This window comes from Nitrospirota bacterium, assembly GCA_016180645.1.
Lineage (GTDB): Bacteria > JACPQY01 > JACPQY01 > JACPQY01 > JACPQY01 > JACPAV01.
Genome location: JACPAV010000013.1, coordinates 36,002 through 62,801, shown reverse-complemented (window position 1 = coordinate 62,801; position 26,800 = coordinate 36,002). Strand labels below are relative to the sequence as shown.

Genomic DNA, 26,800 nt, shown 5'->3' with positions numbered 1-26,800 from the left:
CGGCCTCACCGCCCACTGGGTGCCTCCTTGCGTCCGAGCAGCACCGCGCCCACGATGGCCACGAGCAGCAGGACCGAGATCAACTCGAACGGAATCGCGTACTTCGCAAAAAGGAATTCGCTCACCGCCTGCGGCGAGCCGAAACCTGGAACAGTCACGGACGCGGACGGCATCCGCAGCATGCGCACCAAGTGGAGAATCTGGACCATCATGAGCCCCCCCCCAAGAACACCCAGCCCCATCCAGACGGTGCGTTTGCCGGCCCGGCCTTGAACATTGAGCAACATGACCACGAATAGGAACAGCACCATGATCGCGCCGGCGTACACGGCCACCTGGAGCACCGCCACGAACGGGGCGGAGAGAACGACGTAGACACCGGCCGTGGCCACGAGGGCCACGATCAGGGCGAGCGCCGCGTGTACCGGATTTGGGAGGAAGATGGTCCCCAGCGCACCAAGCGTTGCGAGGGAGCCGAGAAGCGCAAAAAGATACTTCGCCATAGCCGATTGCAGCGGGTAACGTAGCTTGCTTTGGGGGCCAATTCAAGAAAAAAGGAGCCGATACAACCCGTCTTTCCGCGTCCCCCAGTATTTCTGACCACCGTCATAGTTTCCCTACGAGAGCGGCAACGTTCACTGAAAGCAGCCGGTCCGCACTGACGGATAGTCACTCTCTCCTACTATTGACTTGCCAATTTCACCGCGATAAGGTCGGCCCATGATTGATTATTCGAAGTACGAATCCGCCATCGGCCTCAACTGGTACGAGATCGATCCCGATCTGCAGCTCCTGATGCGCCAGTCCATCCCCCCCGAGGACTTTGCGTGGTCGGAGGGCTGGCTCAAGAAATGGGGCGCCGTGTGCGGCGGACCCATCGCCCAGCGGGCGGAAATCACCGACAAGAACCCGCCGAAGCTGGTCAAGTACGACCGCAACGGCATGGAGATCAACGAAGTCGTCCACCACCCCACGGCCATCGAGACGAAACGCGATTTGTGGAACAACGGATTCAACGGTCTTCCTTGGAGCGACGAGGCGAAGCGCCGGGGCCGGCCGGTTCCCGCCTCGATGATGACCGCCTTCTCCTATTTCCTGGCGGAGGCGGAGACCGGCATGCTGTGCTCGATCGGGATGACGGCGGGCGCCGCGGAATTGATTGAACGGTATGGCGACGATCGCGTAAAGGCCGAATTCCTCCCCCGAATGCGCTCGATGAACTATGACGAAGCGTGGGACGGCGCGATGTTTCTCACCGAGCGCACCGGCGGCTCCGACCTCGGCGTCCTCACCACCACGGCCCGCAAGAGCGGCGATACGTGGCTCCTCAATGGTTTGAAATGGTTCTGCTCGAACGTCGACGCCAAAGTCATCATGACCGTGGCCCGGCCCGTGGGCGCGCCCGAAGGCATCAAGGGGATCGGCCTCTTCGCCGTTCCCAAGACGAAGCGCGACGGAACGCGGAACGGCATTCACATCCGCCGAATCAAGGACAAACTCGGAACGCGCGCGGTTCCCACGGCCGAAGTCGATTTCGTCGATGCCGAGGCCTACATCCTTCAGGGCAACGCCCAGGACCCTTGGGAGCACGGCATCAACCGGATGATGGAGATGGTGAACCTTTCCCGCGTGGGCGTGGGGATCATGGGCGCCGGCATCGCCCGGAGAAGTTTTTTCGAAGCCTCCATCTACGCTTCGCGGCGCGATGCGTTCGGGCGGAGGCTGACCGACTGGCCGTTGATGCGCGAGGATCTCCTCAAAATTCAGATGGAATCGGAGTCCGCCTCCGCGATGGTCTTCGAATGCGCCCGCGTGGCCGATCAGGCCCGGAACAAGGGCGACGAGAACGCCGCGAGTTATCTCCGGATCCTGGCGCCGTTGACCAAGATGCGCGCCACGCGACAGGGCATCGAGTGCGCCTCGAAGAGCCTTGAGGTCGTCGGAGGCAATGGTTACATCGAGGATTGGCCGATGGCGCGGCAGTTCCGGGACGCCCAATGCCACACGATCTGGGAAGGCGCCGACAATATCATGGTGCTGGATTCCCTCCGGGCCATGGCGAAGCATCAATCACACGAACCGCTCCTTCAGCGGGTCGCTTCCATCGCGGGGCAGGCCAAGCATTCGTCGCTCCAAGGCCCCCGAAAAGCCATCGAGGCGGGATTGGGTGTCGCCCGGGACGCCCTGACTCGGATGGCGTCCGCCGATGGAGAAGAGGCGCTCGCGATGTCGAAGCACCTGGCCGATCTGTTCTGTGATTTGGTTCAAGGCGCGCTTCTCGTGGAGGAGGCATCGGAGGAGATTTCGAAGGCGGGGTCCGGACGAAAGGCCCTCATCGCCCGAATGTATTGTGAGAATCGGCTGGCTCCCCCTGCCCGCTCCGCGCCCCGCGCCATCGAGCAGGCCGCGCTCAAGCACTTCGACGCAATGTTCCGCTACGGGAAGGTTTCTCCCTCCGAGATCTAGCCCCGTTTGCGCTGTTCGACGATCCCCTGAGCGATCCGCAGGGCGGCGGCCATGATGGTGACTTGCGGGTTCACGCCGACGTTGGCCGGGAGCGCGGAAGCATCCGTAATGTAGAGCCCCTTGGTCGCCCACGCCTCACCCATCGAATTGCAGTAGCCGAGTTCGGGACTGCCGGCCATTCTGGCCGTCGAAAACAAATGGGCCGTGGCCAGGGCCTGGTGCTCCGGATGGAGGCTGACTGCTTCCGCCGCTTCATCGAGCAGGTCCCGGCTCGAAATGGGACCGAGACGTGAGCCTGGAAGCACCACGTTCTGCGCGCCGGCGGCGAGCAGGCATTCCGCCGTTCGTTTTACCGATTCCCGGATCAGGGCCAAGTCTCCTGCCGTGTATTCGTAAACGGCCATGGACAGGCCCGCATCCGTCAGCTCCACGTAACCGCGCGTTCGATCCCGAAGGATCGCATCCGCCATCGCAAGATGGTCCAGTTTTTTCATCTGCTCGGCGTGCATCTCCCCGATCCCATAACCAAGCATCGCGAAATTCACCGTATGGACTCCGAGGGCTTCGATGATGAAACCCGGACCTCGCCTCCCCAGCACGTCGGCAAACTCCATGATGGCGATCGTCTGCGGGGCGCCGTAGTAGAGATGCACGGGCTCATCCATGATGCCGTAGCAGAACGTGTGCGTGTGCATGGTGAGGAATTTCCCCGCGGTGTCATGACGCCCTTCCAACCGACTCCGAAGAAGGATGCCGGGGGTCTCGATCACGCCGGCCGCGAGGCAGACGATCGGCGCTTTCACCTTGAAGCTTCCAATCGGCTTTCGCGTATCGCGATCCCGGAGGATCCCTTCCACTCCCGCCGCCTGCCCGTTCTCGGTGAGCACCCGCTGGGTGTCCGCTCCCGCGAGGATCGTCGCTCCCGCGGCGTCCGCCTTGGGGATGTAGGTGAGGAGGGTCGACTGCTTCGCGTTCACCGGGCAGCCGTACAGGCAGAGGCCCAGATTCTGGCAGTTGCTCACGTTGCGCGCCATCGGAACCACGTCCCATCCGAGTGACTGAGCGCCCATTTCGAACACTCGATTGTTTCGATTGATGTAAGGGCGCGTCGCCGTTTCCGCGTGGATCGCCCGCCAGACCTCGTCCAGATACGGGGCCAGCGTCTCAGGCGTCCATCCTTCCACACCTGTTTCTTCTTTCCACCGCTCAAAGGTTTCCGGGGGAGTCTTCCACGAGAGGCACATGTTGATGAGCGTCGATCCCCCCACGCAGCTCCCTTGGAGGAGCGTAACCACACCATGCTTCGTCGAGTTGAATCCGGCGTTCACCCAGAGGCGGCGCGTCATGTCGGTTTGATCGCCGTTGAACTCGTTCGAGAGGTAGTAGCCGCCCTTTTCGAGGACCACCACCTTCATTCCCGCTTCGGCGAGAACGGCCGCGGCAGGCGCGCCACCGGCACCGGTTCCGACGACCACGGCATCGGCCGACTGGACGAAGTCACCCTTGAGGTCGCGGGCCTCGATAATCACGGAACGAAATGGATCATTCAGCAGCGATCCATGTTCAATGAATCGCAGGCCAGGAGGCCGGATATCTCATCGATTCGGCGTGACGCTCGGGCGCCCGCCACGGCGGTCCGGGATAATCCATGAGCTTCCACGCCGCAGGATGGGCGTAGAACGACGGGCCGGACAAAAGTTTGAAGGCTGTAAACGCCGCCCGAAGAACCTCAGATCTCGAATCCTGCATATCCAGGAGCACGCGGTCCTGCACCTCTTCCGAGGAACGGGTGAACCGGCCCCATTTGGGGAGAATGGGCCAAGGAAAATATTCCACGAGACCGAACACATACCGAAGAGGCTCATAAATTCCGGGATCAAGGAGCGGAAGAATATCGTCGAGGTACACCGCCGGATCGACTTCGCGGGCATCGATCATTTCGGCGGGTCGCCGTCCCAACATTCGCCGGGTCATCGCGGTGATGAAAGCGTACTCCCAAAGCTTCAGCACTTTGAGTGGCCGGCTCGGCGGAACCTGAAGATGCCTCGGGAGATCCGCGCAGGACGTCGGCAGAAGACCGGCCACCGCGGCCCCTCCCGCGAGCTTCAAGAAACCACGCCGGGGGAGAATCGACGCCGCGCGCTCGATCTCCGTCGCCAGATCGTTCCGATTCACTCGCGCATGCTAACGAGTGAAGAGATGGATCGCAAATCGAGTCTTCACGGCACCCACCCTGTCCCTCAACTCCTCCCGATCCCGAAGGACGAATGGCGGGACGAACAGGCGGACCGGCTCCCCCTCGGGCACGCGAGGCGCGGGGCACGGTCTCGACCACTCGCCGAATCCGCTCCACACGAAGCAGCCAAGCACGTAGGCGCCGCGAGGACGGAGCCAGGAGCGGATGCGTTCGGCATAGACTTCTCGCGCTTCCTCGGGCAGCGAATGGTAACACCCGCGATCGAGGATCACATCAAAGCCGTCGCCCACTTCCGAAGCCAACACATCCCCCAGGATCCAGCGGACCTTCACGTTCGCTTTCTCCGCCTTGTCCCGCGCGTACTCGATTGCTCGCGGAGTCATGTCGATTCCCGTGGCGTCGAACCCCTGCCGTGCAAGCCAGAGCGTGTTTGTTCCTCCGCCGCATCCCAGGTCCAATGCCCGCCCTCGACGCGGCAGCTTCCGTTCACGATGCCATTTCAAGAGCGTCGGCATCGGTTCCTCATCGTGCCACGGAGTATTTCGGACCCCTCGAAGGTAGAACAGCCTATAGATCCAGCGATTTCTCTGGAGCCCCAGGAACGTCCGGAATTGCTTTCTCTTCATCGTGACCTGACTACTCTAGATTAGTGCTTCACCTTTTTCCACTGACGTGGATCATGGAATGTCGCTCCGAAATGGCTTGACTTGCCGCCTCGTTTGAATAGAGTGACGCGCGATGCGCTTGCCGGGACAGGGACTTGTTGCCCGTCGAATGAATTCTGACGCCCACCACAGTGTCGGGGGGGGGGTGTTCAAGGGCGTCTTCAAGACTCTCGCCATCCTCGTCGTTTCCTACCTTGTCATCTACGTCCTCAACGAAACGCTCCCCCATGCGGACTACCGGGACTTTGGCCGCGGCGGCTCGCGGCTCATCATCTGGGTTGTAGCGCAGCTTCACCTCATGCTTGGCGCATTCATGCTTGGGGTGCCGATCTTCGCCGTCATCGTGGAGGTCATCGGCTGGCGGACCAAGGACGCCAAGATGGATCTCCTGGCATGGGACTTCACCAAACTGTTCGCCCTGGCCGGCGCGATCACCTCTCTCACCGGCGGCGGCATGCTTGTCGCCTTCGCCATCTTCTACCCGAAGTTTTTCGTTCATATGAAGAACATTTTCGAGCCGACGTGGTTTGTCTACATCGGCCTGCTCTTCGCGGAGGTCATTCTTGTCGAAGTCTACTTCCTGACGTGGGACAAGATGGCCAAGAGGAAAGGTTTGCACATCCTGATCGGAGTGCTCCTCAATCTCGTGGGGACGACGATCGTGTTCCTGACCAACGCATGGGTGGCCTACACGATGACGCCGCAGGGCGTGTCCGATGCCGGCGTGCGCGAGAGCATGTCGAAGGTGATCCAAACGTACGCCTGGATGCCCCTCAACCTCCATCGCATGGTCGCCAACGTCGCCTTCGGGGGCGCCGTCGCCTCCGCCTACGCCGCCTTCCGATTCCTCTCGGCCAAGACCGATGAGGATCGCGCCTACTTCGACTGGATGGGCTACATCGGCAACTTCATCATGATCTCGGCGCTCATCCCGCTGCCCTTCATGGGCTATTACTTGGCGAGGGAAATCTACGCGTATTCGGAGCAGATGGGCGTGTCCATGATGGGCGGGAGCTTCTCGTGGCTGTGGATCGTTCAGGCCACGATCATCGGCGCCCTGTTCATGGGTCTGAATTACTACCTTTGGATGGCGATGGGCAAGATCGAAGGCGCCCGGCGATATAAAAGAGCCATCCCTCCACTCCTGATCGTCCTGACGCTTTGCTACGCCGTTTGGCTCACGCCGCACTCGTTGGTTGCCTCCCTGGAGGAAGCCCGCGCGCTCGGCGGATCGCACCACCCGGTGCTCGGCGTCCTCGGAGTCATGTCGGCCAAGAACACCGCCGTGAACCTCATGATCCTCACGACCTACCTGAGCTTCCTATTCTACCGGCGCGCCAACAAGGAATGTATGGCCGGATGGAAGGCCTTGGGCAACTCCCTGCTTGCCCTGCTGGTCATCGGCGCGGCCGGTATTGTGATATTCCTCGGCGTATACGGCTATTTCGTTCCGGCGATCGTCCGAGTCGGTTTTTCGGTCTACCAAGTGGAAGCCGTCGCGGCCGTCCTCATCTTCGGAACGCTGATCGACGTCCTCCTTTATCGTGGGGCCCGCATCATCGGTCCGATCCGCTGGGGGCAGATGCCCGCGCGATCCCAGTACGTTCTCCTGTTCCTGACCATCTCCTTCATCTGGTTGATGGGCCTGATGGGTTACATCCGCTCCGGCATCCGCCAGTTCTGGCATGTGTATGGATCGCTCAAGGATACGTCGGCCGGCGCCTATCTTCCCACCCACGGTTTCTCAGGGGGCATGGTCTCCTTGTGCGTCATCGTTTTCTTCCTGTTCATCGGCCTGGTCTTCTTCCTCGGAAGCAAGATCAACAAGAAGGTCGAAGTATCGCTCTGAGGTGACCGCATGAAGGTGATCGGACGCATCCTGCTTTTCGTCGTCGCCGTGACCGGTTTCTATGCCTGGTTCGTCACGAAAATCCCCCAGAGCGAATCCCTCCCACCGGAGGAGATCAAGCTCAATCCCGATACGCTGACGTGCGCCCAGGTGATCGAGGCCGGGAAGAAAACGCTTACGGGAAAAGGACAATGCCTGGTCTGCCACACCATCGATCCACCGGACGGCCGCGGTCCGGCCTACTCGGGCATCGGGGTGCGCGCGGCCAAGCGAATCCCGGGCAAGACAGCCTCGGAATATCTGTATCAGTCCCTTGCCGAACCCCAGGCCTTCGTGGTCGAAGGTTTTCCCCCCATCATGCCGCCCGCGAACAAGCCGCCGGCCATGCTCAATGAGTTCGAGATGTGGGCCGTGGTCAACTACATGGAGAGCCTCGGCGCCCAACCGGGATGCGACATGGAACACCTCAAGACCCTTCTCCGCGCAGCGGCCAAGGAAGAAAAGCCGGTCGACCTCACCCCCCTCACTCCTGAAGAACGCGGGAAGCAGCTATTCCTCACCAAGGCCGCATGCGGCGCTTGCCACATCGTGCCCGGAAATCCAAATGCCGCCGCGGTGCTCGGACCGGATCTCAGCAAGATCTCGGCGAAGGGAGAGGAATTCATCCATAAATCGATCCTGGAACCGAACGCCGAGATCGCGGTTGGATATCCTCCAAGCGTCATGCCGCCCGATTTCGCAACCCGTCTCACGCCGGCAGAGATCGATGACATCGTGGCCTTCCTGATGACCCTCAGATGAAACTTCTGAAATCTCCCCTCCTTCAATTCGCCCTGATCTACGCGCTGGCTCTCTTCGCCCTCGGTCTCGTCCGGCCGCCGATTCCAGGTTTCGTGATGAACATGTACCGCGCGCTCCTCTTCGCGGCCCTTCTGCTCTACGTGTCCTCCGATGAGGAACGGTTCAAACGCTTCTACACGCCGATCCTGGACACACTGTCCGGGCGGACCGCCGCCCTCAAGGCGGTCCGCCTTGTGCTATTCATTCTCTTTCCCTTGGGCGCAGGCACCTTCGTCTTCCAGAAACTCACGCCCCAATACCTCCCACCCGCCGAATCGCGGACCATTCATCCTGAGCCGCCGCTCGAAATCACCTTCAAGGGCCGACCGTTCAATATCCAGGGCCTGGCCAATCCCCTGCGCGAGGACAAGGAAAACCTGCCCAAACACATCACCGAAGGACAGGAGATCTATTTCAAGAATTGCTTCTACTGCCACGGCGACAATCTCGATGGAAACGGACCGTTCGCGGGCGCGCTGAACCCCATCCCGGCCAACTTCCGCGACGCCGGCACGATCGCCCAGCTCCAGGAGTCGTTCGTCTTCTGGCGCGTTTCGCTGGGTTGGCGCGGACTCCCGAGCGGCGGCAAACCCTGGAACTCGGCCATGCCCGCATGGGAGGACACACTCACCGAGGACGAGATTTGGAAAGCCATCCTCTTCATCTACGATGCGTCCGGATACCAACCGCGGACTTGGGAGGCGGCAGAGCACGAGCATGCTTCCGGCGGCGATGCGCGATCGCGACGTCACGCCATGTACAAATCCTTCGGCATGAAGAGCGCTTACGCCGAACCGACTCCGGCAGAGCCGGCTGCGCCCGCCTCGGCGGCCGATTCGGAGGTCAAGATCCTGTACGATCGCAAGTGCTCGGGATGCCACGGCGTGAATGGCGACGGACACGGCCCCGCCCGAGAGTTCATTTACCCCGTCGCGCGCGATTTCACCCGCGGCCTGTACAAAATCAGGCACACCAAAGAAGGCATGGTTCCTTCGGATGAAGATCTCTTTCTCGCCATCGCGAAAGGTCTGGCCGGCACCACCATGCCCGGCTGGAGGGACTCGCTCACCGAGAAACAGATGAAAGATCTGGTCGCCTACATCAAGGCCTTCTCGCCCCGTTTCTCCGATTCCAAGCCCGAGGCGATTCCGGTGGTTGCCGAAACACCCTCGACGCCCGAAAGCCTCACCCGCGGCAAGCAGCTCTACGAGGATATCGAGTGCTGGAAGTGCCACGGCCGGGAGGGACTCGCGGATGGCCCCTCGGCGAAAGATTTGAAGGATGACTGGGGCGAGCGGATCTCCCCGGCGAATCTTTCCAAGCCTTGGAATTTCCGCCGGGGCCACTCCGCCCAGAGCATCTTCACCACTCTCTATACCGGCATTCAGGGCACCCCCATGCCGGCCTTCGCCGAATCCGTCGAGAAACCGGAGGATCTATGGGATGTGGCTCGTTATGTGGAAACGTTGTCCATGGAGCCGAAGTCCAAACCGGCGACTTTGCTCCTGGCGGAGTTTTCGACCCAATTGCCGACGACCCTCGATGATCCCCAGTGGGACAAAGTGACGTACTCGCGCTTTCCCCTCCTCGGCCAAATGGTGATCCCGCCGAGAAACACCAAGCCGGCCAACGACTCCGTGTCCGTGAAGGCTTTCCATGACGGCAAGTCGATCGCTTTTCTCCTGGAGTGGCACGATCCTACCCTGAGCGATCCCAAGACGCCGATCGAGCCCAAACCCGGCACGGATTCGTCGGCGCCGCCCGCGCCTCCCGCACCCGTCTTCGCGGACCGCGCGGCACTCCAATTCCCGGAGACGTTGATGAAAGGAATGGAGAAGCCCCATTTCGTGATGGGTGACCCGCAGAAGGCGGTGAACCTCTGGTCGTGGGACTCCGAATCGAAAGAGATCGGCGAATACACGGCCAACGGTGTGGGGACGTGGGTCAAGCAGGAGAAACAGGACGTGACGGGCAGTCAGTCCTACCTGAACGGACGCTACAAGGTCGTGTTCACCCGTCCACTCCAATCCGATGACGAGATAGATCTTGATTTTCCCTCCGGCGAGTACATTCCGGTCGGGTTCCTCACGTGGGATGGATCCCAGGGGGAAACGGAAGGGAAATGTTCCCTCTCCGCATGGTACCACCTGATGTTGAAAGAGAAGCCGTCGAAAAAGTCGTATGCCTATTCCGTGTTGTTCGGGCTCCTCGCCCTCGCGGCGGAAGTTTGGGTGGCCAAGCGGACAAGGGGTTGACACCACCGAAATTCGGAACTAATTTTCAGGCGTCATCAGAGAGGCTAAGGAGGTTCCAATGAGCAGATGGTTAGCGGCACTGATCTTGTCGGCGTGCATCATGTCCCCGGCTCTCGCCTATCAGGAGATAGCGGTCTCCGGCGGTGGGGCGATCTCGGGGAAAGTCAAAATCTCAGGTCCGGTCCCGGCGGCGAAGAAGATTGCGACCAGCAAGGACCAGGAGGTCTGTGGCAAGGAAAAGACGGCCCCGGATGTGCTGGCTACGAAGGACGGCGGGCTTCAGAACGCCGTGGTCCGCATCGTCAACATCGACAAGGGAAAGAAAATGGCGCTCCCGAAGCAGGCGCTGGACCAGAAAGCGTGCGAATACACACCACACGTCGTGCTCGTGCCCAAGGGCGCGCCGCTCGACATTCTGAATTCGGACGGCATTCTTCACAACGTTCATACCTTCGCCGCGAAGAATCCGTCTTTCAACAAGGCCATGCCCAAGTTCAAGAAACAGATGACGGTGGAGGGCTCGAACTTCGCCGAAGCGGAAACGATCGAGGTGCGTTGCGACGCCCATGAATGGATGCACGGCTGGCTGCAAGTGGTGGAGCATCCCTACTACGCTGTCACGGACCCCTCCGGCTCCTTCGCGCTACCCGACGTTCCCCCGGGAAAGTACTCCGTGGAGGTCTGGCACGAGAAACTCGGCAAGGCCATAAAAGAGGTAACCGTGGATGGCGGAAAGACAGTCATGGCCGACTTCTCCTTGGGGAAAAAATAGGCGTTGGGGACCCCCCCTCACGACCCGTCTTTCATCATGGTGATCGGCGACGTGTTAACTGGACTCGCGAAGTCTCTATCGATCCCTGCGCCTGAGAGGTTCACAGCCGATGTGGCGTAATATCTGCGTTCCTCACGACCAGAGCGACCATTCGATGGCCGCCGCGCACATGGCGGTTCGGATCGCCAAGGGTACCGGCGCCACGGTGGTCGGTTCTCACGTTTATGCCGCCGCCCTGCATGATGTCCGCTTCCGCCAGATGGAATACACCTTGCCGGAGGAGTTCCTGAACGAGAAGGAGATGGAGCGGCAGAGGAAATTGCACGACACGCTCATCACCATGGGCCTCCGGCTCATCTCCGATTCCTACCTCGACCAAGTCAAGCTCCTGTGTGAGAAGGAATCGGTGCCCTACTCGGGCAAGATCATCGACGGACTGCACTGGCGCTCCCTCGTCAAGGACATCCGCGAGAGTCAATACGACCTCGTTGTCATGGGCACGCTCGGCATGGGCGCCACGAAGGACAGCATGATCGGAAGCGTGTGCGAACGCGTCGCGCGGCGGACTCAGGCGGATCTCCTCCTCGTGCGGGAAACGGAGGGAGGCGGCGTCATTCCGGATAACGAATCCTTTCGCCGTCCCGGGAGCGAAGCGACGCGGGAAGGCGCGCATGCCAACGGCCATGGGCGTCGAATCCTCGTCGGCATCGACGGTTCTCCTCATTCTTTCGCGGCACTCCTGACCGCCTTCAAACTCGCCGAGGTGTTCAACAAGGAAGTCGAGGCCGTCGCGGTGTACGATCCCTATCTTCACTACGTTCTCTTCCACATGATTTCCAAGGTCCTGTCGGAAGAAGGCGCGAAGGTCTTCCGTTTCAAGGAACAGGAAAAACTCCATGAAGAAATCATCGACACCGGGCTGGGACGGATCTATCAAACGCATCTCCAGGTGGCGAAGGAGGTCGCCCAGGAAAAGGGCGTGACGCTCAAAACCACGCTCCTCGACGGCAAGGCTTACCCGAAAATTCTGAAATACGCGAAAGAGTCCAATCCCTGGCTCCTCGTTCTGGGCAAGGTCGGCTACCACGGCGGAGAGGATCTCGACATCGGGAACAATACGGAAAACCTTCTGCGGATGGCCCCCTGCAACGTCTTCGTGAGCACGCAGAAATACCTTCCGCCGCTGGACCTGCGCACCAAACAGTACCTCACGTGGTCGCCGGAGGCCGAAAAGCGGCTCGAGCGTGTGCCTGAAATGCGCCGGAACCTGATCCGCATGGTGGTGGCCCGATACGCTTTCGAAATGGGCCACACGGTCATTACGGACAGCGTCATCAACAAGGCGATGGGACAGATGTTTCCGGAACAGGCGGCCCGGATGCTGGCGGATGCAGCGGTCAAGATGGTCTACCAAGCCGTCGCCACAGGCAAGGTCAGCCTCCAAGTCTGCGCGAACTGCGGATACGTGTCGAAAATGGAATCTCCCGTTCAATGCCCCGTCTGTTCCGCGAAGGAGTTCGGTCCGCTGGACAAGGAGGCACTGGAAGCACTCGCCCTGGGCCAGGGTGAACCGCAGGTGGAGGAAACCTTTGACGGCGCCCGGATGCGATGGTCCTATGAAGCATGGAATACCCTCGCGAAGGCCCCGCAGGGGTACACCAAGCGCCGACTCCGCGCTCGCATAGAGAAAAATGCAAGAATCAGAGAGTTATCCATCATACCTAAAGAGTTTGTTGAGGAGATGTTCAGGGAGGAAGGGTTCGGGGATCTGCTCGGCGGGTACCAGTGCAAGTGGACCGATGATGCGTTCGAGGCGATCAAGGCCTACCCGGAGGGATTCCTTCGGAAACGGATCAAGGAGGCCGTGGAAAGCCACGCCGAGAAGACCGGCATCAAGCACGTGACCTTCGAGGTGGTTAAGGCCGCGCTGGACAACATTGCAGATGACCTGAAACGGGTGGAGCGCCGCCTCCCCGGTCTCAGCACGGGTGAGACTTCGGGGATCGGAGAATTGCCCCGCCGAAGCGAAGACCCAGGGACCGAGAATCCTGAGTAGCGTCACGTCGCCGCCGTTCCTTCCGCTCACCGTCTCCTGGAATCTCACGCGCCGGTGCAATCTCGCCTGCGTCCACTGCTACATCGACGCCACCGGGAAGGAATCGGGTGCCGACGAACTCACCACGGAGGAGTGCCGGGACGTCCTCTCGCAACTGGCCGAGCTCAATCCCGAAGCCTTTCTGATCCTCACGGGCGGTGAACCGCTCCTCCGAAAAGACATCTTCGATCTGATCCGTGAAGCGGCCGCCATCGGCTTCTGGCCGGTCCTGGGGAGTCATGGCGGCCTGATGGACCGTGACGTCGCCCGACGACTGGTCCAATCCGGACTGAAAGGTGTCGGCGTGAGCGTCGACTCGCTCGATCCCCGGAAGCACAACCGGTTTCGGGGAATTCCCAAGGCGTGGGAGAATACGATGGCCGGCGTGGAAGTGATGCGGGCTGAAGGACTGCCTTTTCTCATCGAGACCACTCTGACACGCGCGAACGTCGGCGAGCTTTCAGCGCTGGCCGACTTCTGTCTGAAACAAGGCGCCACGGCGCTGAACGCATTTTTTCTTGTTCCAACCGGTCGAGGCGCTGCACTGGGCGACCTCTCCCCAGAGGAGTATGAGGAGGCATTCGGCGAGCTGGCCCGTTTGCAGGAGATTCACGCAGGATCACTTCTGATCAATGCGAAGTGCGCGCCTCACTACCGGCGCGTGCTGTGGGAGCGGAATCAGGATTCGCCCTTCGTCCGCACGTTCCGGGGGGGTGGATGCCCCGCGGGAACCTACTACTGTCGAATTGGACCGACCGGAGATGTCACGCCCTGCCCGTACATGCCGGTATCGGCCGGTAACGTGCGACAGCAACCCTTCGGGCAGATTTGGAATTCCTCCGAACTCCTCGCGCGCTTTCGGACTGAACGCCCCGGCGGCCGCTGCGGCTCATGCGAATTCACCGAGTTCTGCGGCGGCTGCCGATGTCGAGCCTTCGCAGCGACCGGCGATATCCTGGCGGAAGACCCCTCGTGCGTCTACCAGCCCGGCACGCACGGCGGCCAAACGATCTCACTCGCCACCGATCGTTTCTATGGAGCGACGACATCAATTCACGGAGAAACAACATCCCCCTCCCCCTTGAAGGGGGAGAGTCAGGGTGGGGGTGACGCTGTCCAATGGACCCCCGAAGCCCTCGCCCGCCTCGATCACGTCCCCTTTTTCGCTCGCGGCATCGTCCGCAACGCCGTCGAATCTGCCGCCCGCTCCCGCGGCTTGCGTGTCATCACCACCGATCTGATGACCGAGCTCCGTTCCTCCATGCCCGCCCGCTTTCCCTCCCACCCAAAGTCATAAGGGGCCAATGCTGAATGTTGACATTCAACATTCAGCATTGGCCCCCTTGACGCTACGATGGCCGGAGGCGCGACAGGAAGGAGGTTCTTTGGGAAAGTAGTTCGGCGGGCATGCGGGATCCGAGGCGGTCAAAGAATGTCTGTTCGGCGTTGGCGAACTCGGTCCATCCCGCCCGGTCCACCGCGAGGAGATTTTCCATCGTGTCCTTCGCCAATGGGAGCCCCTCGATATCAATGGCGCCCGGCGCCGGCAATCGCCCCAGAGGGGAAACGATCGCGTCGGCCCTTCCCTCGCATCGGTCCACGATCCATTTGAGCACCCGGATGTTCTCGCTGAATCCCGGCCAGACGAATCGCCCGTTCTCATCTTTCCGAAACCAGTTCACTCTGAAAATCCTCGGCATGTTCGCGCGGCCCTTCCCCGTATCGCCGACTTCCTGTCTGCCGAGAAGGTCGGAAGGACCGTTCCCCTCACGGTCACGGCCCTTCCCCATCTTCAGCCAGTGCGCGAAATAGTCGGCCATGTTGTAGCCGCAAAACGGCAGCATCGCCATGGGGTCGCGCCGGATTTGGCCGGTTTTCCCTTCGGCTGCCGCCGTTGTCTCCGAGGCAAGCGTGGCTCCCAGATAGACTCCATGGGCCCAATCGAAGGACTCGATCACGAGCGGCACACAATTCGACCGCCGTGCCCCGAAAAGGATGGCCGAGATCGGCACGCCCTGCGGATCCTCCCACTTGGGCGAGTAGGTGGCGCACTGCGTGATCGGGGTGGTAAAGCGCGCATTGGGATGCGCGCCGGGGGTCTTCAGATCTGGATTCCACGGGTGGCCTTTCCAGTCGTAGTAACCGTTTCCCACCGGCAGGGGTTCCATTCCCTCCCACCAGACGGTCCCCGTGGGCGTGGCCACCACGTTGGTGAAGATCGTATTGCGCGATACCATCTCCAAGGCGGTGGGATTGGTGGACCTGCCTGTCCCCGGCGCCACGCCGAAAAATCCTGCTTCAGGATTGATGGCCCACAGACGCCCGTCGGAACCGAACCGCAGCCAAGCGATATCGTCGCCGATGGTGTGGATCTTGTAGCCGCCCAATCGTCCGCTCGGCTGCATCATGGCAAAGTTCGTTTTCCCGCACGCGCTCGGGAACGCTCCGGCCACATAGGTGATGTGCCCCCGCGGATCTTCAAGCCCCATGATGAGCATGTGCTCCGCGAGCCAGCCTTCCTCTCGCGCCATCCAACTCCCCAGACGCAGCGCAAAGCACTTCTTGCCCAGGAGCGCATTGCCTCCATACCCGGAGCCTACGCTCCAAATCGTCCGGTCCTGCGGGAAGTGGCAGATCATTCGCCGTTGCGGATCCAGATCGCCAAGAGAATGCACCCCGCGTACAAAAGCTTCGGAGGCCCCCAGTTCGTCCAGCGCGATCCTCCCCATCCGGGTCATGATCCGCATGTTGAGAACGACGTAGATACTGTCCGTGAGTTCGATTCCCACTTTGCTGAAGGGCGAGCCGGGAGGACCCATCAGATACGGCACCACGTACATGGTGCGTCCCCTCATGGCGCCCCGGAGAATCGCGCCGCATTTTTCGTAGGCCTCTTCGGGGGCCATCCAGTTGTTGGTCGGCCCCGCCTGTTCCGATGTCGGTGTGCAGATGAACGTAAGGTGTTCGCTTCGTGCGACGTCGTTTGGATGGGACCGGTGGAGGGTGCAGCCGGGTAGACGTTTCTGATCCAGGGAAATCAGTACCCCCTCGGCCACGGCTTGCGCCGTCAACCGGATCCGCTCCTCGTCGGTTCCGTCGCACCAAACCACGCGATCCGGCAGGGTCAACCGGGCAACGTCGTCCACCCATCGCGTGACATGTGGATAATCCGATAATCTCAGGGCGACCCCCGTCTATATTCGGTGACAGTATACTTTATTTGAAGTAATAACAGTATACTGTCACCTTATATACTATTGAACCCGTTTGATGATGTGCCAGCCGAAGACCGTTTCAACGATGCCCGCCTCGCCGACATTCAGCCTGAGGGACAAATCTTTGAACGGTGGAACCAGGGGAGCGTCGGGCGTGGCGGTGTACGATTGACCATTCTTCGCGCTCCCCGGGTCTTCTGAAAACTCCGACATGAGTTTCTCGATCGGTTCGCCGCCGCGGACCTGCCCGAGGAGTTGGAACGCGAGTTGCTCTGCATCCGATTTGTTTCGAGCCGAGGCCCGCGGATCGATCTGGCCCCGATACGCCGCGGCCAGTTCGCGCCATCCCACCAGAACGTGCTTCACCTCGGACCGGTCGGTTACCGGCGACCGGGAGAGGATGTCATTGGATTGGATCCCTTCCGGAGGGATGGAAGGCGTGCTCACTTTCTTCGTGCAGGACACATCCGCCAGACACAGACCGATCATGATCGCGATCACCCGTGTTCGCATTGAACTTCTCCTTCCCATTTCAGAACTTCACTTCCGGGACGGCCTTTTTCTCCTCGGGCACCCCGTAGTAGGGGTACGCCTTCGCGCCGATGTAGCCCGCGATGGAGCTTCCCGGGAATCGCCGAATCGCGGCATTGAAGTCGCGCACCACATCATTGTACCGCTTCCGCTCGACGGCAATTCGATTTTCGGTCCCCGCCAGTTCATCCTGCAACGCCGTAAAGTTCTGATTCGCCTTGAGGTCGGGATACTGCTCCACGACGACGAGCAGGCGCGACAGAGCCGACTGCATTTCGTTCGCCGCTTTGATCTTGTCGTCGATCGTCCCCGCACCGCCGAGCTTCGCGCGCGAGGCGGCGATATTCTCGAAGATTTCCTTTTCGTGCGATGCGTAGCCCTTCACGGTGTTCACCAGATTCGGGATGAGATCGCTCCGGCGCTGCAGAACGTTCTCCACCTGCGCCCATTGGCCCTTGATGCCTTCTTCCATCGTCACGAAGCGGTTGCGTACGCTGACCACGTAGCCGCAGCTCCCGATCCCGACGACGGCGATCAGTCCCAGCAGGATCAATCCTATGGATGGACCATTCTTCATGCATCGCTCCTTCCAAAGCGCTTCATCTTACCATCTTCCGCCCGCTCCGCCTCCACCAAATCCACCTCCCAGCCCTCCCCCGAAACCGCCGCCAAACCCCCCGCCGCCGAAACCACCCCCGAATCCGCCGAATCCCCCGCCCCATCCCGATCCACGCCCTCCGTACGCCCCGAGCATCCGCCGACGCATGAGCGGCCGTACGAAAATCATGAACAGAACCATGCCGACAAGAATCGCCCCCGGCCCGATCCCCCCGGTCGCGCGCGGTCTCGCCCTCGCCGGCGCGACCCCCTGCACCACCGTTTCCAGGGTCACATGTTCACTTTGGGCAATTTCCTGGGCGATTCGCAACGTTCCGGCCGCAATACCCGATCCAAAATCGCCCGAGCGGAAATGTGGGAGCACGTCCTCATCGCGAATCCGGCCCACTTTTCCATCCGGGAGAATGCCCTCGACGCCGTAACCCGTGGCCATGAACATTTCCCGATCGAAGACGGCGACGAGAAACACCACACCATTGTCTTTCCCCTTCTTCCCGACTCCCCATTTCTGTCCGAACTCGACGGCGTAGTCGGCTGCGGGGACACCCGCTGTCGTCCCGAGCGTGACGACAGCGACCTGGGCGCCCGTCTTGTCCTGGAGTTCCTTCAGGAGCGAATTTAGACCGCGCTCGGTGGAGTCGGGCACCACCTCGGCGTAGTCGCTGACGTAGTCGGTGAAGGGGACGACGTCCGCGAGAGCTGCGGAGGCCGCCACCAAGAGAAGAGCACCCATGCCAAGCCAGGAATTCCCCGTCGCCAGATCTCACCCCCACCCGAGCCCTCCCCCGTCAAGGGGGAGGGGGAGATTTGTGCCCTGCCTCACGAAGTGTGGAGAGAATCCACGGCGGCAACGAGGGCTTCCACATCGGCGAGGAGTTCGGCGAAAAGCTTGTCCGCATCGGCGCCTTGCCCGCTCACCCGCGATCGCGATCCCCAGGCTGAGGCAAGACCTTGCAAGGGGAGACCGAGATCCTGTTCGAGCCCTTTCAGCACTTCATCGGCCTGGAGAGAAACCTTTGAGAACTTCAGATACAAGTGCGTGCGGCCGATGCGAACAAAGGCAGGCGCGGCGAGGCGGACCGCGTCCATCAGCCGCTTCGAATCAAGATCCGTCTCCAGAAGTATTTTTCTCAGATGGAGGAGCTTGCCCCGTGCCTCTTGCTCGCACTGGCGCCGAAGCGCCTCCCGCGGAGGCTCGATCGCTGCAAGGGGGTCCGGCCCATGCAGCACTCGATGCGCCCATCTCATTTCAAGGAACTCCAGAGGGAAAACGTCCTGAGCCGTTTGGATGTAGGCCGGGTCCATGACCAACGGTGTGCTGATCCTCCGCTTCCGCCAGGATTTCAGGGTTGGCACGATCCGTTTCAGCCGCGCGAAATCGGCCTGCTTCAAGACGACCAGGAGATTGAGATCCGATCGTTTCGGGTCGAAATCACCTCTCGCCCCGCTCCCGAAAAGCACTACGCTCAGAAGATCGGTGTCGAAAAGGCCGCGGAGATCCGCGACCGCCCCTTCGAGGGCCAGTTCGCACTCTCGCGGGAGGACTCCCTGTGGTTCCTCGCTCAAAAGACCCCCGTCAGCGTCAAGCCGACGCCCAGGAATCCGCCTCGTGTCTTGAATGAGGGGTAACCGGGATTTTCAACGGGCACGATTTGGGCATCTTTCGTGGCATCCAAGGGTTGCATGATCATGGTCTGCGCGTGTCCGTCCACGGCAATCCGCTTGAGAGCGGCGAAGGGATCCTTGAACGTCACACCCAGACCTCCGGTGAGAAGATGTTCATGCGGCCAGAGGAAGTTGGTTTTGCCGGTCTGGGCCGGGGCCGGACTCGGCCGCAGGTTGTACCCTCCTCGAAGCCGGAGCCAGGAGATCACCATCCACTCGATCCCTCCCGAGAAATTGACCGTGTCCTTCAGATTCAACTCAGGCAAGTGCGGAATGGTCAGATCCACATTCCCGCCGAAGATCGCCGTCAGACTCTGCACGAGGTCATTCAACCCGACGCTGTCGCCGCTGCTCGCATCCCCGAGCGAGGCGTAATTCGACTTGAGCTTGGACCACCGCTTGTAAGTCAGGTCCCCCGTCAGAACCAACTCACGGAGAGGCAGGAGCATCAGGCCCCCGCCAAACTGTTCCGGGTGGTACTGCACATTCGTTCGCACGGCGAGCGGAAGGTCCGACAGGGCCTGCTCCAACTCGGAGATCTGGAGCGACCCGAGCCCCGTGATCTCCGCCTGGAGTTTCAATCGGAGCGCCAGCTCAATGGGGACCCACAGTGCTCCGCGATAGACGGCTCCGGCGCGCAGCCAATCGAACGGATACACCATGACCCCTGCGATCGGTGCAATCTTTGGATCGATCTCCACATCGAGATCCGCTTTGATCTCGCCCCGGATTTCCAGCGACTGGGAAATATCCGAGAGGGAACTGATGTTCACCTTGATGGGCGGGAGGTTGAGAAACACCGGACCCTTCAAACTTGCCAACGCCTGGATACCCGCTCCCACCAGCAGCCATTTCGTCGGCCGTGCGGCCCCGCTGAGGCCGATGTAGATGCCCTCCGTGTTGCTGTACACGTAGAAGTTCGGCTCCTGCTCCCCACGCACGATGGCTCGAAGGAGCGTGGTGGTGGGGATGTAGATGCCCAACCCGAGTGCCGCTCTCCTTCGGAACCAACCGCCGTACACGGTGGTGAAACCGAAGTGGTAGCCTTGGATGATGTTTGAGCGGAGGCGTCGATACTCCTCATCCCCCTTCTGAAACTCGATGACCGGCTGCGTGAAGGTGTAGCCGAGATTGTAGCCGTTCCCGGGGGACAGAAGCAGTCCGGCCGGATTGTAGAAAACGGCGGAGGAATCATTGGCCGCGGCGATCCCCGCGAGTCCAAGGGCGGAGTTGCGCGACCCGAACCCGAAGTGTTCGATGGGATTGGACCGAGCGGCCGGCGGAGCCGCAAGGGACACGAGCAACGTCAGGACCGGCAGGCTTTTTCGCACGCGAGCTACAGAGAGGTCGGGATGAGTACGCTCACGCTCCCGATACATTTGTTGATCTGGGCCGGAGGAACCTTGCCGAATTGTTTGGAGAAACACTCCACCACCGGCCCCGCGGCCGAGGTCACGTCTCCTCCGAGCGCCGGACCCAGGATGATTCCGAGATGCGCCACGAGCAGATTGAGGTCTCTCACGGTGGCTTTGGTATATCGATTCTCCACCTCGAACGCCAGAGGCGTGGCGGTGGCGGCGTACGCATCTCCGAAGGGGCCCGGATTGAGCCAGAGAAGTCCGAAGATCGACGGATCGCGCATCGGCATGTACGGGAAGGGACTGGTCAACCCGTCCCGTTCGATGCGTCCGATTCCCAGGCGGCCGAAAACAGCGTGATCAAAATGCGCGTAGTCGTTGGATGTACTCTTACAGACGAGTCCGCTCGGGATCGTCAGCGGATTCGCCTCGCATTCCGACTCGAACAGGAAGCGTTCATTCACGATTCCCTGCGAGTCGATGAACTCCGTTTCTCCCATCACTGGCGTGATGTGACAACCGTAGGTCCCTCCATTCGTTTTCCGGTCCGAACCCGAGGTCCAGCACGGAAGGATGTCGCGAATGTAGCCTTGCGGCGTGGCATCCACCATGCCCCGCAGAGCCTGTGCGTCGATCTCGATCGCATCGGGGATGAACTTGAGCATCGTACAGCCGAGCATGTCCGCGTTGAGCACGGGGGCGCAATCGGTAAGCACGCCTTCGAGCTGATTCACGGTGGCCTCGGCGCTGCTCCCGGAGATAATCGGCCCGAGTATGGCAAACAGCGCGCCCGAGGAAAGGAGCGGCGGGACGACATTCGCGATCAGAGGAACGATGTGGCGCGCCCAGGAAATCCGGCATCCGGGCGGTTCGATCACCAGCGGCAATCCGTTCGCGCCCATGACGACCTTCCCATTCGCGTCCACCACCCGGTTCGAGCAGGTTTGAAAGAGCGCATCTCCCATTCCGGCGGCGGCGACCACCAAATCTTTAGTGAGAGGCAAACCGAGTTCCACGGGCGTTCCATCTCCTGCCTTAAGATGGATGATGATGCACATCCGTTTCACCGGCTTCGTTGCGGAATCGGGCGGAGCGGGAGTGCAGGTGGGGTCCGTGGGCAGGACCAGCCGGGTGTCAATGGCGAAGAAGTCATCGGGCCTGGCCTTCTGTGTGGCCGTGACGAAAACGGCGTTGACGATCTCGCCCACGCTCGCAAAGGTCATGTCCACAAAATCCCGCATCTCACCCGCGCCGACCGGCGACAGCGTCAGGAAATTCGGGCTTCGGTTGAGCAGTTGAACGACCGTATTCATGACACTGCCCAGATCGGTGGAGGCGCAGGGATCCGCCACGAGCTGGAGGATCGGGCCGAGGTCCATGTCCAGATTGATCGTGAGGAGCGCGTGGCCCAGCGCTTCGAGCAGCTCCGTGACGGCGATGAAGAGATGAATTTCACCCAGATCAAACCGGCCGCCGAGGTCGATCAGCGTCGTGTCGCCCAGCTTGATCGGGAACGGGTCGTACACGATCTCGAAATCCCGATCCTCCGTGATGGCACGGAGGTTGTCGCCCATGGAGCGCATTTGATCGATGAGAAGTCCCTTCACAATGGAGAGGACCAGGTAATTCAGACCGTTCAGTTCGCCGGACTGGAGGCGAGCCGTCGATCTTCGCGGGCGATGCGCGCCGACTGCCGGAGACCCCGGCGCCCGGTGGCTGACCCCGAAGAGACTCGTTCCCGTCGGAGAACCGGGCACGCACGTTTTGGAGGCGCTGTCGCCCGAGCCACCGAGGAGATCGATGATCGGGCCGAGTTGCGTGCTGAGTGCATTGAGGGAACCCTGCAACTGGGCTACGAAAAGATAGAATCGAGCTTCAGAATTGTTCGGGTTGAGTGGAATCTGACCCGCTTCTGGATTTCCCTGGACGATCTCACGGAGGGCCTTCTGGGCCTCGTCGAAGTTGCCCGCATCCAATTGCTGACGCCCTTGGGAGAGCTTGTCTTTCTCCTTATCCTTGAGGGTCACGTCAGCGCAGGAGATGAGAACCAGAGAAAAGAGAAAAGAGGAAAGAGGTAAGGAGAAAAGGCGACGCATCCCGTTCGGTCGTTTCATCCGCTATTGGGGGCGGTAGACGGAAAGGCCGTTCTTCGTGCCGATCCAGATTTCCTTCTCGCGTACGGCGAGAGCGGTCACCCGCACGTCACCGAGTCCATCTTTCGTTGCAAAATGGGTCCACTTCCCCGAGGGATCATCGGTTGAACTCAGTCCTTTGTCCGTTCCCACCCATGCTTTGCCGCTCGGTTCGAAGGCCAGCGCGGTGACGCTGGCGCTGAGAGGCCCCGCCGTCTTGTCGGCGGAATTCGGAAGGATCGACCTCCAGTTGACTCCATCGAAGAGGCTCAAACCCTGGCTGGTGGCCGCCCACAACAATCCGCGCGAATCGACCCCGAGATCGTTCACCAAACCGGCCTTGAGACCCTGGGCCGCGGAGATCTTACCCGATTCGATTCGATTCACCCCTCCGCCGTTGAAGCAGAGACAGGCCGGATCGTAGGCGGGGCCGGTGGCCACCCAAAGGGCGCCGGAGCCGTCGCGAAAAAGAGAGGTGACGATTTCTCCAAGCAGACCCTCACTGCGGCCCATCCGTTTCACCTGGGTCTTTTGGAGGTAGACAAGCCCCTTGGACGTGCCCACCCACAGCCCGCCATTCCCATCCCCCGCCAACTTGCGAACATCCTCGTCGACCAACGTGTCCGGCAAACCGGCGAACTTTTCGCCCTCCAGTTTGACGAGGCCGATCTTGGTCGCCGCCCAAAGTTTGCCCTCGGAGTCCAGCGTCAGGGAGCGAACATCATCGTCCGGCAACCCCTCCGCCTTGCGAAAGTGCTTCCATTCGCCGGCTTTGAACCGGCTGACGCCCTTGTCCGTTGCCACCCACACCGCCCCATCCGCATCCAGGAGAACGTCCCGGATCAGGCTGCTGATCGGACCCCCTGGAGCCGGGTAATCCTTCCACTCCGTTCCCGTGTAGGCCCTGAGTCCCGTTTCATGTCCGACGATTATGCTTGTCCCGTCGCTTCCGACGCCGGAGACCTTTCCGAGCGGCACGTTGATGATCTCGTGGCCCCAGGTGCCCTGCGAATAACGAACGAGTCCGGCCGGCGTTCCCACCCAGGCTTCATTGGAAGACGGAAGGTAGATCGAGAGGGCAGCCGCGGTCGGCATCTTCGCCTCATCCACTTTGAGATACACTTGCGCACACGGCCTGGCCGCGGCGTATTTGCACTCTCGAGCCGGCACGCGGCAGCCGTTCGACCCCGTGCAGGAGGTGGCCGCCAGACCACATCCGCGATCCGGGATGGTGCACATCACACCGGGGGTAACGCACTGACCTTCCAATGCTCCGCACGCCGCGCCCCCTTGCAGGCACGATCGTTCGGGGAGCGAGCAGCCCGTGGCGATCGCTTCGCACTTAACGGGCTGATCCACGCATTTCCCTCCGGCGGGTTTGCAGGTGCTGTCGTCCGACGTACAGGCGAGCCCGGTTTTGTCGCACACCTTGGCCGGTTTGGTGCAGTTGGCCGGGGGCGCATTGCATTTTGAGGCGGACAGTTCGCAACTCGGCGCCGGCAGCGGGCAACTGGCCCTGCAATATCCTCCCTTTTCGATGCATGGCGCCGGGTCGTCGAAGCATGCGCTCCCGTCCACCGTGCACCCAAAGGTCAAGGTGGACGTGTCGCAGAGCTGTTCGGCCATGGTGCACCTGGATTCCCCCACGGGGGGCCATTCCACCGAGGCAGGTTCAAAACTGCTGTACGATACCCACTTGCAGCCATCGGTGGTGCTGATGCCGCGATCGGTCCCAAACCATTTCCACGTCTTGCCGTCCACGCCTGCCGCTGTCATTGCCATTCCGTTCACGGAAGGATCGAGCAGCCCGGAATCCGCGTTCCCTTTCGAGTACCAGCACCACGCGTTGTTCGAGAAGACGCCCACGCCCTTGGCCGTGCCGAACCACGCGCGCCCGTCCACATCGAACACGAACGAGCGCACATCGTTGTCCGGCAGGCCGTTGGACGAACAGGCGGTGCCCGCCGAGGTTCCCGCGTGATAGGTGGTCCAGTAGTGTCCTTCGAGGCGGCCGGCCCCCCCGTCCGTCACCACCCAAAGTCGCTTGTCTTTCGGATCGATTCCGATTCCATTGATGCGATTGCCCGGCAGGCCATCCTTCTCCTTCGTGAGCACGTCCCATTCCTCGGTCTTGATGTTGAATCGCGCGAGTCCGCTGTCCGTCCCGATCAAGATGTGCTTGTCCGTGGCGGCGAGCGAGAGCACAACGCTCGAAGGAAGGCCTTCCGAAGTGGTGTACGCGATCGGGGAACCGTTGGAGGGGTAGCGGAGCAGACCGCCCTCCGTGCCGATCCAGAATTCACCGTTGGCGGATAGAAAGGCTCGCGCCAGCTTCCGGGTCATGTAGCTGGACCACTCGGGGAACTTGTCGGAGGTCAGGTAAAGGCGGACGGTGACCTCGGAGGCCTCGCCGGGATTGACGACGACGGTTGTCGTGGCCGGCGCGTAGCCTTGGACCGATGCAACGATCTCATATTCCCCGGGGAATGCGGTTGCGAACGAGAACTTGCCGTCTTCGCCGGATTGAGTCTCATCCAAGGGATCCTGCGTGTCGCCCGGCTTGTAGAGTTTGACGGTGGCTTGCCGGAGGGGAGTATCCTGGGAGCCGTCCACCACACGGCCGGAGATCCCCACACGTTTGAGATCTTCTTTCTTCAGTTTGCCGCAGGCGGTGATGGCGAGCGGCAGAAGAAGAAGGATGAGCGCGGGGGCCAGGACGGTTCCCCGTGCTCGCGTCCACAGCCCGCGGCCAGGATGGCCGCATGACGCGGCGAGCGCGGGGGCCAGGACGGTTCCCCGTGCTCGCGTCCACAGCCCGCGGCCAGGATGGCCGCATGACGCGGCGAGCGCCCACCAACTCATCCTCGCATGGTAGCAGATCACGCCCGGCTGGGCCAATCGGGTTGGGCCTATTCCGAGGCGCCTATCCGAAGGAGACGGTCGTCCTCGGCCGTCGGAAATGGGGTCTGCGCTCGGCCGTCGCGGTTACTCGTGAGGATGTAGATGAGGCCGTCCGGTCCTTGGACGATATCTCGAAGCCTGCCGAATTCGCGATTAAAAAGGATCTCATCCGACTTGCGGCGCGTGGGGTCTGAGGGTTCGAGAACCACACGGCGGAGATGTTGCCCCCTCAGCATGGCGAGGAACAAGTTGCCCTTCCATGACGGGATTCGGTCACCGGTGTACAGGACGCACCCAGATGGCGCCACCGCATCGATCGACAGGAAAAGCGGATCGACCAGGGCCGGATTGCCCGTTTCTCCGTATTTCGGCCAGCCGTAGTTCTTGCCGGACCGGATCGCATTGGCCTCGTCGTAGCCACCGGGACCGTCGAATCCTGATGGGCCGTGTTCAGCCTCATACATTCGGCCCTTCGAATCCCATGTCAGTCCCTGGGGGTTCCGGTGACCGTACGACCAGATACTGGAATCGGGGAACGGGTTGTCGGCCGGAATTGTGCCGTCGTCGTTGATTCTGTGAATCTTCCCCGCAAGCGAGGTGAGGTCCTGCGCCAGCTCCTTCCTGGCCGAGTCTCCTGCCGCTATGTACAGTTTCCCATCGGGACCGAACTTGATGCGTCCCCCGTTGTGGACCCCGCTGCCGGGCATCGCATCGAAGATCACCTTGGGCGTATCTCCACTTTCGGGTTCGAGCGCGTTTCCCGATTCCACAAACCGCACGACGCGATTGAATATCTTTTCGTCCGGCCCCTCGTAAGTGAGGTAGAGATACACCCAGTGGTTCTCGGCGAACTTCGGATGGAGAGCCATGCCCAGAAGTCCACCTTCGCCGACGGCCTTCACACCGGGAATGGATTGGGTGGCGAGCGGCGAGAAGGCCATGTCGAAGATTTTCACGCGCCCCGGCCTCTCGGTGATGAACGCGCGTCCATCCTGAGCGAATTCGATTTCCCAAGGGATTTCCAGCCCCGTGATGAGCGTCTCCACGCGCACGGCAGATTCGCCGCTTCCCTTGCCCGCCGTTGTGACGGGTGTACCCTTCTCGCTCTTTCCGCCGCAGAGAACCGCCAGCGAAGGGATGACGGTCAGGGAAGCGACCCACGCGAACCGTTGGGGACTTCTCAGGTATCCGATCACGCCCCCATCATGCGCAGGCCGTTGGCGGTTGGCAAGGGGAGAACC

At 61.2% G+C, this 26,800-nt stretch carries 20 protein-coding genes; 7 read left to right on the top strand and 13 right to left on the bottom strand.

Features of this window, described 5'->3' with window-relative positions; genetic code table 11:
- Nucleotides 1-5: 5 nt before the first annotated feature.
- Nucleotides 6-503, bottom strand: a complete 498-nt coding sequence (locus HYT87_09595; protein ID MBI2060010.1) for an NADH-quinone oxidoreductase subunit J — start codon at nucleotides 501-503, stop codon at nucleotides 6-8.
- A 217-nt stretch (nucleotides 504-720) separates the two neighbouring features.
- Between HYT87_09595 and HYT87_09590 the strand changes: the two genes are divergently transcribed.
- Nucleotides 721-2,466 (top strand): acyl-CoA dehydrogenase family protein, encoded by a 1,746-nt coding sequence (locus HYT87_09590; protein MBI2060009.1) that lies wholly within the window; start codon nucleotides 721-723, stop codon nucleotides 2,464-2,466.
- Here HYT87_09590 and HYT87_09585 read toward each other — a convergent pair.
- Genes HYT87_09585 through HYT87_09575 form a run of 3 tightly spaced genes read right to left on the bottom strand, consistent with a single transcriptional unit; the run spans nucleotide 2,463 to nucleotide 5,289 of the window.
- Nucleotides 2,463-3,995, bottom strand: a complete 1,533-nt coding sequence (locus tag HYT87_09585; GenBank protein MBI2060008.1) for a GMC family oxidoreductase — start codon at nucleotides 3,993-3,995, stop codon at nucleotides 2,463-2,465. The genes HYT87_09590 and HYT87_09585 overlap by 4 nt on opposite strands.
- Before the next feature lie 34 nt (nucleotides 3,996-4,029).
- Nucleotides 4,030-4,641 carry a hypothetical protein gene (locus HYT87_09580; protein MBI2060007.1) on the bottom strand — a complete coding sequence of 204 codons (612 nt, stop codon included), beginning with the start codon at nucleotides 4,639-4,641 and terminating at the stop codon, nucleotides 4,030-4,032.
- 9 nt (nucleotides 4,642-4,650) lie between these two features.
- The gene (locus HYT87_09575; GenBank protein ID MBI2060006.1) at nucleotides 4,651-5,289 is read right to left on the bottom strand and encodes a class I SAM-dependent methyltransferase; all 639 of its coding nucleotides are present in this window, start codon (nucleotides 5,287-5,289) and stop codon (nucleotides 4,651-4,653) included.
- A gap of 148 nt (nucleotides 5,290-5,437) precedes the next feature.
- On the opposite strand from HYT87_09575, the gene HYT87_09570 reads away from it, so the two are divergent.
- From HYT87_09570 to HYT87_09545, 6 genes are all read left to right on the top strand, one after another.
- On the top strand, nucleotides 5,438-7,177 hold the full coding sequence (locus HYT87_09570) for a cytochrome ubiquinol oxidase subunit I (GenBank protein ID MBI2060005.1): 1,740 nt from the start codon (nucleotides 5,438-5,440) through the stop codon (nucleotides 7,175-7,177).
- Nucleotides 7,178-7,186: 9 nt separating this feature from the next.
- Nucleotides 7,187-7,978 (top strand): cytochrome c, encoded by a 792-nt coding sequence (locus HYT87_09565; protein ID MBI2060004.1) that lies wholly within the window; start codon nucleotides 7,187-7,189, stop codon nucleotides 7,976-7,978.
- A complete protein-coding gene (locus HYT87_09560) occupies nucleotides 7,975-10,272 on the top strand; it encodes a c-type cytochrome (GenBank protein ID MBI2060003.1) in 2,298 nt (765 codons plus the stop codon). Before HYT87_09565 ends, HYT87_09560 begins: the two co-directional genes overlap by 4 nt.
- A 58-nt stretch (nucleotides 10,273-10,330) precedes the next feature.
- Nucleotides 10,331-11,044 carry a carboxypeptidase regulatory-like domain-containing protein gene (locus tag HYT87_09555; protein MBI2060002.1) on the top strand — a complete coding sequence of 238 codons (714 nt, stop codon included), beginning with the start codon at nucleotides 10,331-10,333 and terminating at the stop codon, nucleotides 11,042-11,044.
- A 109-nt stretch (nucleotides 11,045-11,153) separates the two neighbouring features.
- The gene (locus HYT87_09550) at nucleotides 11,154-13,100 is read left to right on the top strand and encodes a universal stress protein (protein MBI2060001.1); all 1,947 of its coding nucleotides are present in this window, start codon (nucleotides 11,154-11,156) and stop codon (nucleotides 13,098-13,100) included.
- Nucleotides 13,033-14,436, top strand: coding sequence for a radical SAM protein (locus HYT87_09545; GenBank protein ID MBI2060000.1), 1,404 nt, complete (start codon nucleotides 13,033-13,035; stop codon nucleotides 14,434-14,436). The genes HYT87_09550 and HYT87_09545 overlap by 68 nt, the downstream gene beginning before the upstream one ends.
- A gap of 52 nt (nucleotides 14,437-14,488) precedes the next feature.
- Here HYT87_09545 and HYT87_09540 read toward each other — a convergent pair whose 3' ends face one another.
- From HYT87_09540 to HYT87_09500, 9 genes are all read right to left on the bottom strand, one after another.
- The gene (locus tag HYT87_09540; GenBank protein ID MBI2059999.1) at nucleotides 14,489-16,321 is read right to left on the bottom strand and encodes a phosphoenolpyruvate carboxykinase (GTP); all 1,833 of its coding nucleotides are present in this window, start codon (nucleotides 16,319-16,321) and stop codon (nucleotides 14,489-14,491) included.
- A 72-nt stretch (nucleotides 16,322-16,393) separates the two neighbouring features.
- Entirely contained in the window at nucleotides 16,394-16,867 is a 474-nt protein-coding gene (locus HYT87_09535; protein MBI2059998.1) for a peptidylprolyl isomerase, read from the bottom strand.
- 19 nt (nucleotides 16,868-16,886) lie between these two features.
- On the bottom strand, nucleotides 16,887-17,462 hold the full coding sequence (locus tag HYT87_09530) for a LemA family protein (GenBank protein ID MBI2059997.1): 576 nt from the start codon (nucleotides 17,460-17,462) through the stop codon (nucleotides 16,887-16,889).
- 27 nt (nucleotides 17,463-17,489) lie between these two features.
- Complete coding sequence (locus HYT87_09525; protein ID MBI2059996.1) at nucleotides 17,490-18,236, bottom strand: TPM domain-containing protein; 747 nt, start codon at nucleotides 18,234-18,236, stop codon at nucleotides 17,490-17,492.
- 86 nt (nucleotides 18,237-18,322) lie between these two features.
- Nucleotides 18,323-19,069 carry a nucleotidyltransferase domain-containing protein gene (locus HYT87_09520; protein MBI2059995.1) on the bottom strand — a complete coding sequence of 249 codons (747 nt, stop codon included), beginning with the start codon at nucleotides 19,067-19,069 and terminating at the stop codon, nucleotides 18,323-18,325.
- The gene (locus HYT87_09515) at nucleotides 19,066-20,499 is read right to left on the bottom strand and encodes a hypothetical protein (GenBank protein MBI2059994.1); all 1,434 of its coding nucleotides are present in this window, start codon (nucleotides 20,497-20,499) and stop codon (nucleotides 19,066-19,068) included. The genes HYT87_09520 and HYT87_09515 overlap by 4 nt, the downstream gene beginning before the upstream one ends.
- Before the next feature lie 5 nt (nucleotides 20,500-20,504).
- Nucleotides 20,505-22,640, bottom strand: coding sequence for a hypothetical protein (locus HYT87_09510; GenBank protein ID MBI2059993.1), 2,136 nt, complete (start codon nucleotides 22,638-22,640; stop codon nucleotides 20,505-20,507).
- 3 nt (nucleotides 22,641-22,643) lie between these two features.
- Nucleotides 22,644-25,520 carry a carboxypeptidase regulatory-like domain-containing protein gene (locus HYT87_09505; protein ID MBI2059992.1) on the bottom strand — a complete coding sequence of 959 codons (2,877 nt, stop codon included), beginning with the start codon at nucleotides 25,518-25,520 and terminating at the stop codon, nucleotides 22,644-22,646.
- Between the two features lie 47 nt (nucleotides 25,521-25,567).
- The gene (locus HYT87_09500; GenBank protein MBI2059991.1) at nucleotides 25,568-26,755 is read right to left on the bottom strand and encodes a PQQ-dependent sugar dehydrogenase; all 1,188 of its coding nucleotides are present in this window, start codon (nucleotides 26,753-26,755) and stop codon (nucleotides 25,568-25,570) included.
- Nucleotides 26,756-26,800 lie beyond the last annotated feature (45 nt).

Coding starts and splice junctions, on each gene's coding strand:
- HYT87_09595 (MBI2060010.1), bottom strand. CDS start 503: ATGGCGAAGTATCTTTTTGCGCTTCTCGGCTCCCTCGCAACGCTTGGT.
- HYT87_09590 (MBI2060009.1), top strand. CDS start 721: ATGATTGATTATTCGAAGTACGAATCCGCCATCGGCCTCAACTGGTAC.
- HYT87_09575 (MBI2060006.1), bottom strand. CDS start 5,289: ATGAAGAGAAAGCAATTCCGGACGTTCCTGGGGCTCCAGAGAAATCGC.
- HYT87_09570 (MBI2060005.1), top strand. CDS start 5,438: ATGAATTCTGACGCCCACCACAGTGTCGGGGGGGGGGTGTTCAAGGGC.
- HYT87_09565 (MBI2060004.1), top strand. CDS start 7,187: ATGAAGGTGATCGGACGCATCCTGCTTTTCGTCGTCGCCGTGACCGGT.
- HYT87_09560 (MBI2060003.1), top strand. CDS start 7,975: ATGAAACTTCTGAAATCTCCCCTCCTTCAATTCGCCCTGATCTACGCG.
- HYT87_09555 (MBI2060002.1), top strand. CDS start 10,331: ATGAGCAGATGGTTAGCGGCACTGATCTTGTCGGCGTGCATCATGTCC.
- HYT87_09550 (MBI2060001.1), top strand. CDS start 11,154: ATGTGGCGTAATATCTGCGTTCCTCACGACCAGAGCGACCATTCGATG.
- HYT87_09535 (MBI2059998.1), bottom strand. CDS start 16,867: ATGCGAACACGGGTGATCGCGATCATGATCGGTCTGTGTCTGGCGGAT.
- HYT87_09530 (MBI2059997.1), bottom strand. CDS start 17,462: ATGAAGAATGGTCCATCCATAGGATTGATCCTGCTGGGACTGATCGCC.
- HYT87_09525 (MBI2059996.1), bottom strand. CDS start 18,236: ATGGGTGCTCTTCTCTTGGTGGCGGCCTCCGCAGCTCTCGCGGACGTC.
- HYT87_09510 (MBI2059993.1), bottom strand. CDS start 22,640: ATGAAACGACCGAACGGGATGCGTCGCCTTTTCTCCTTACCTCTTTCC.
- HYT87_09505 (MBI2059992.1), bottom strand. CDS start 25,520: ATGAGTTGGTGGGCGCTCGCCGCGTCATGCGGCCATCCTGGCCGCGGG.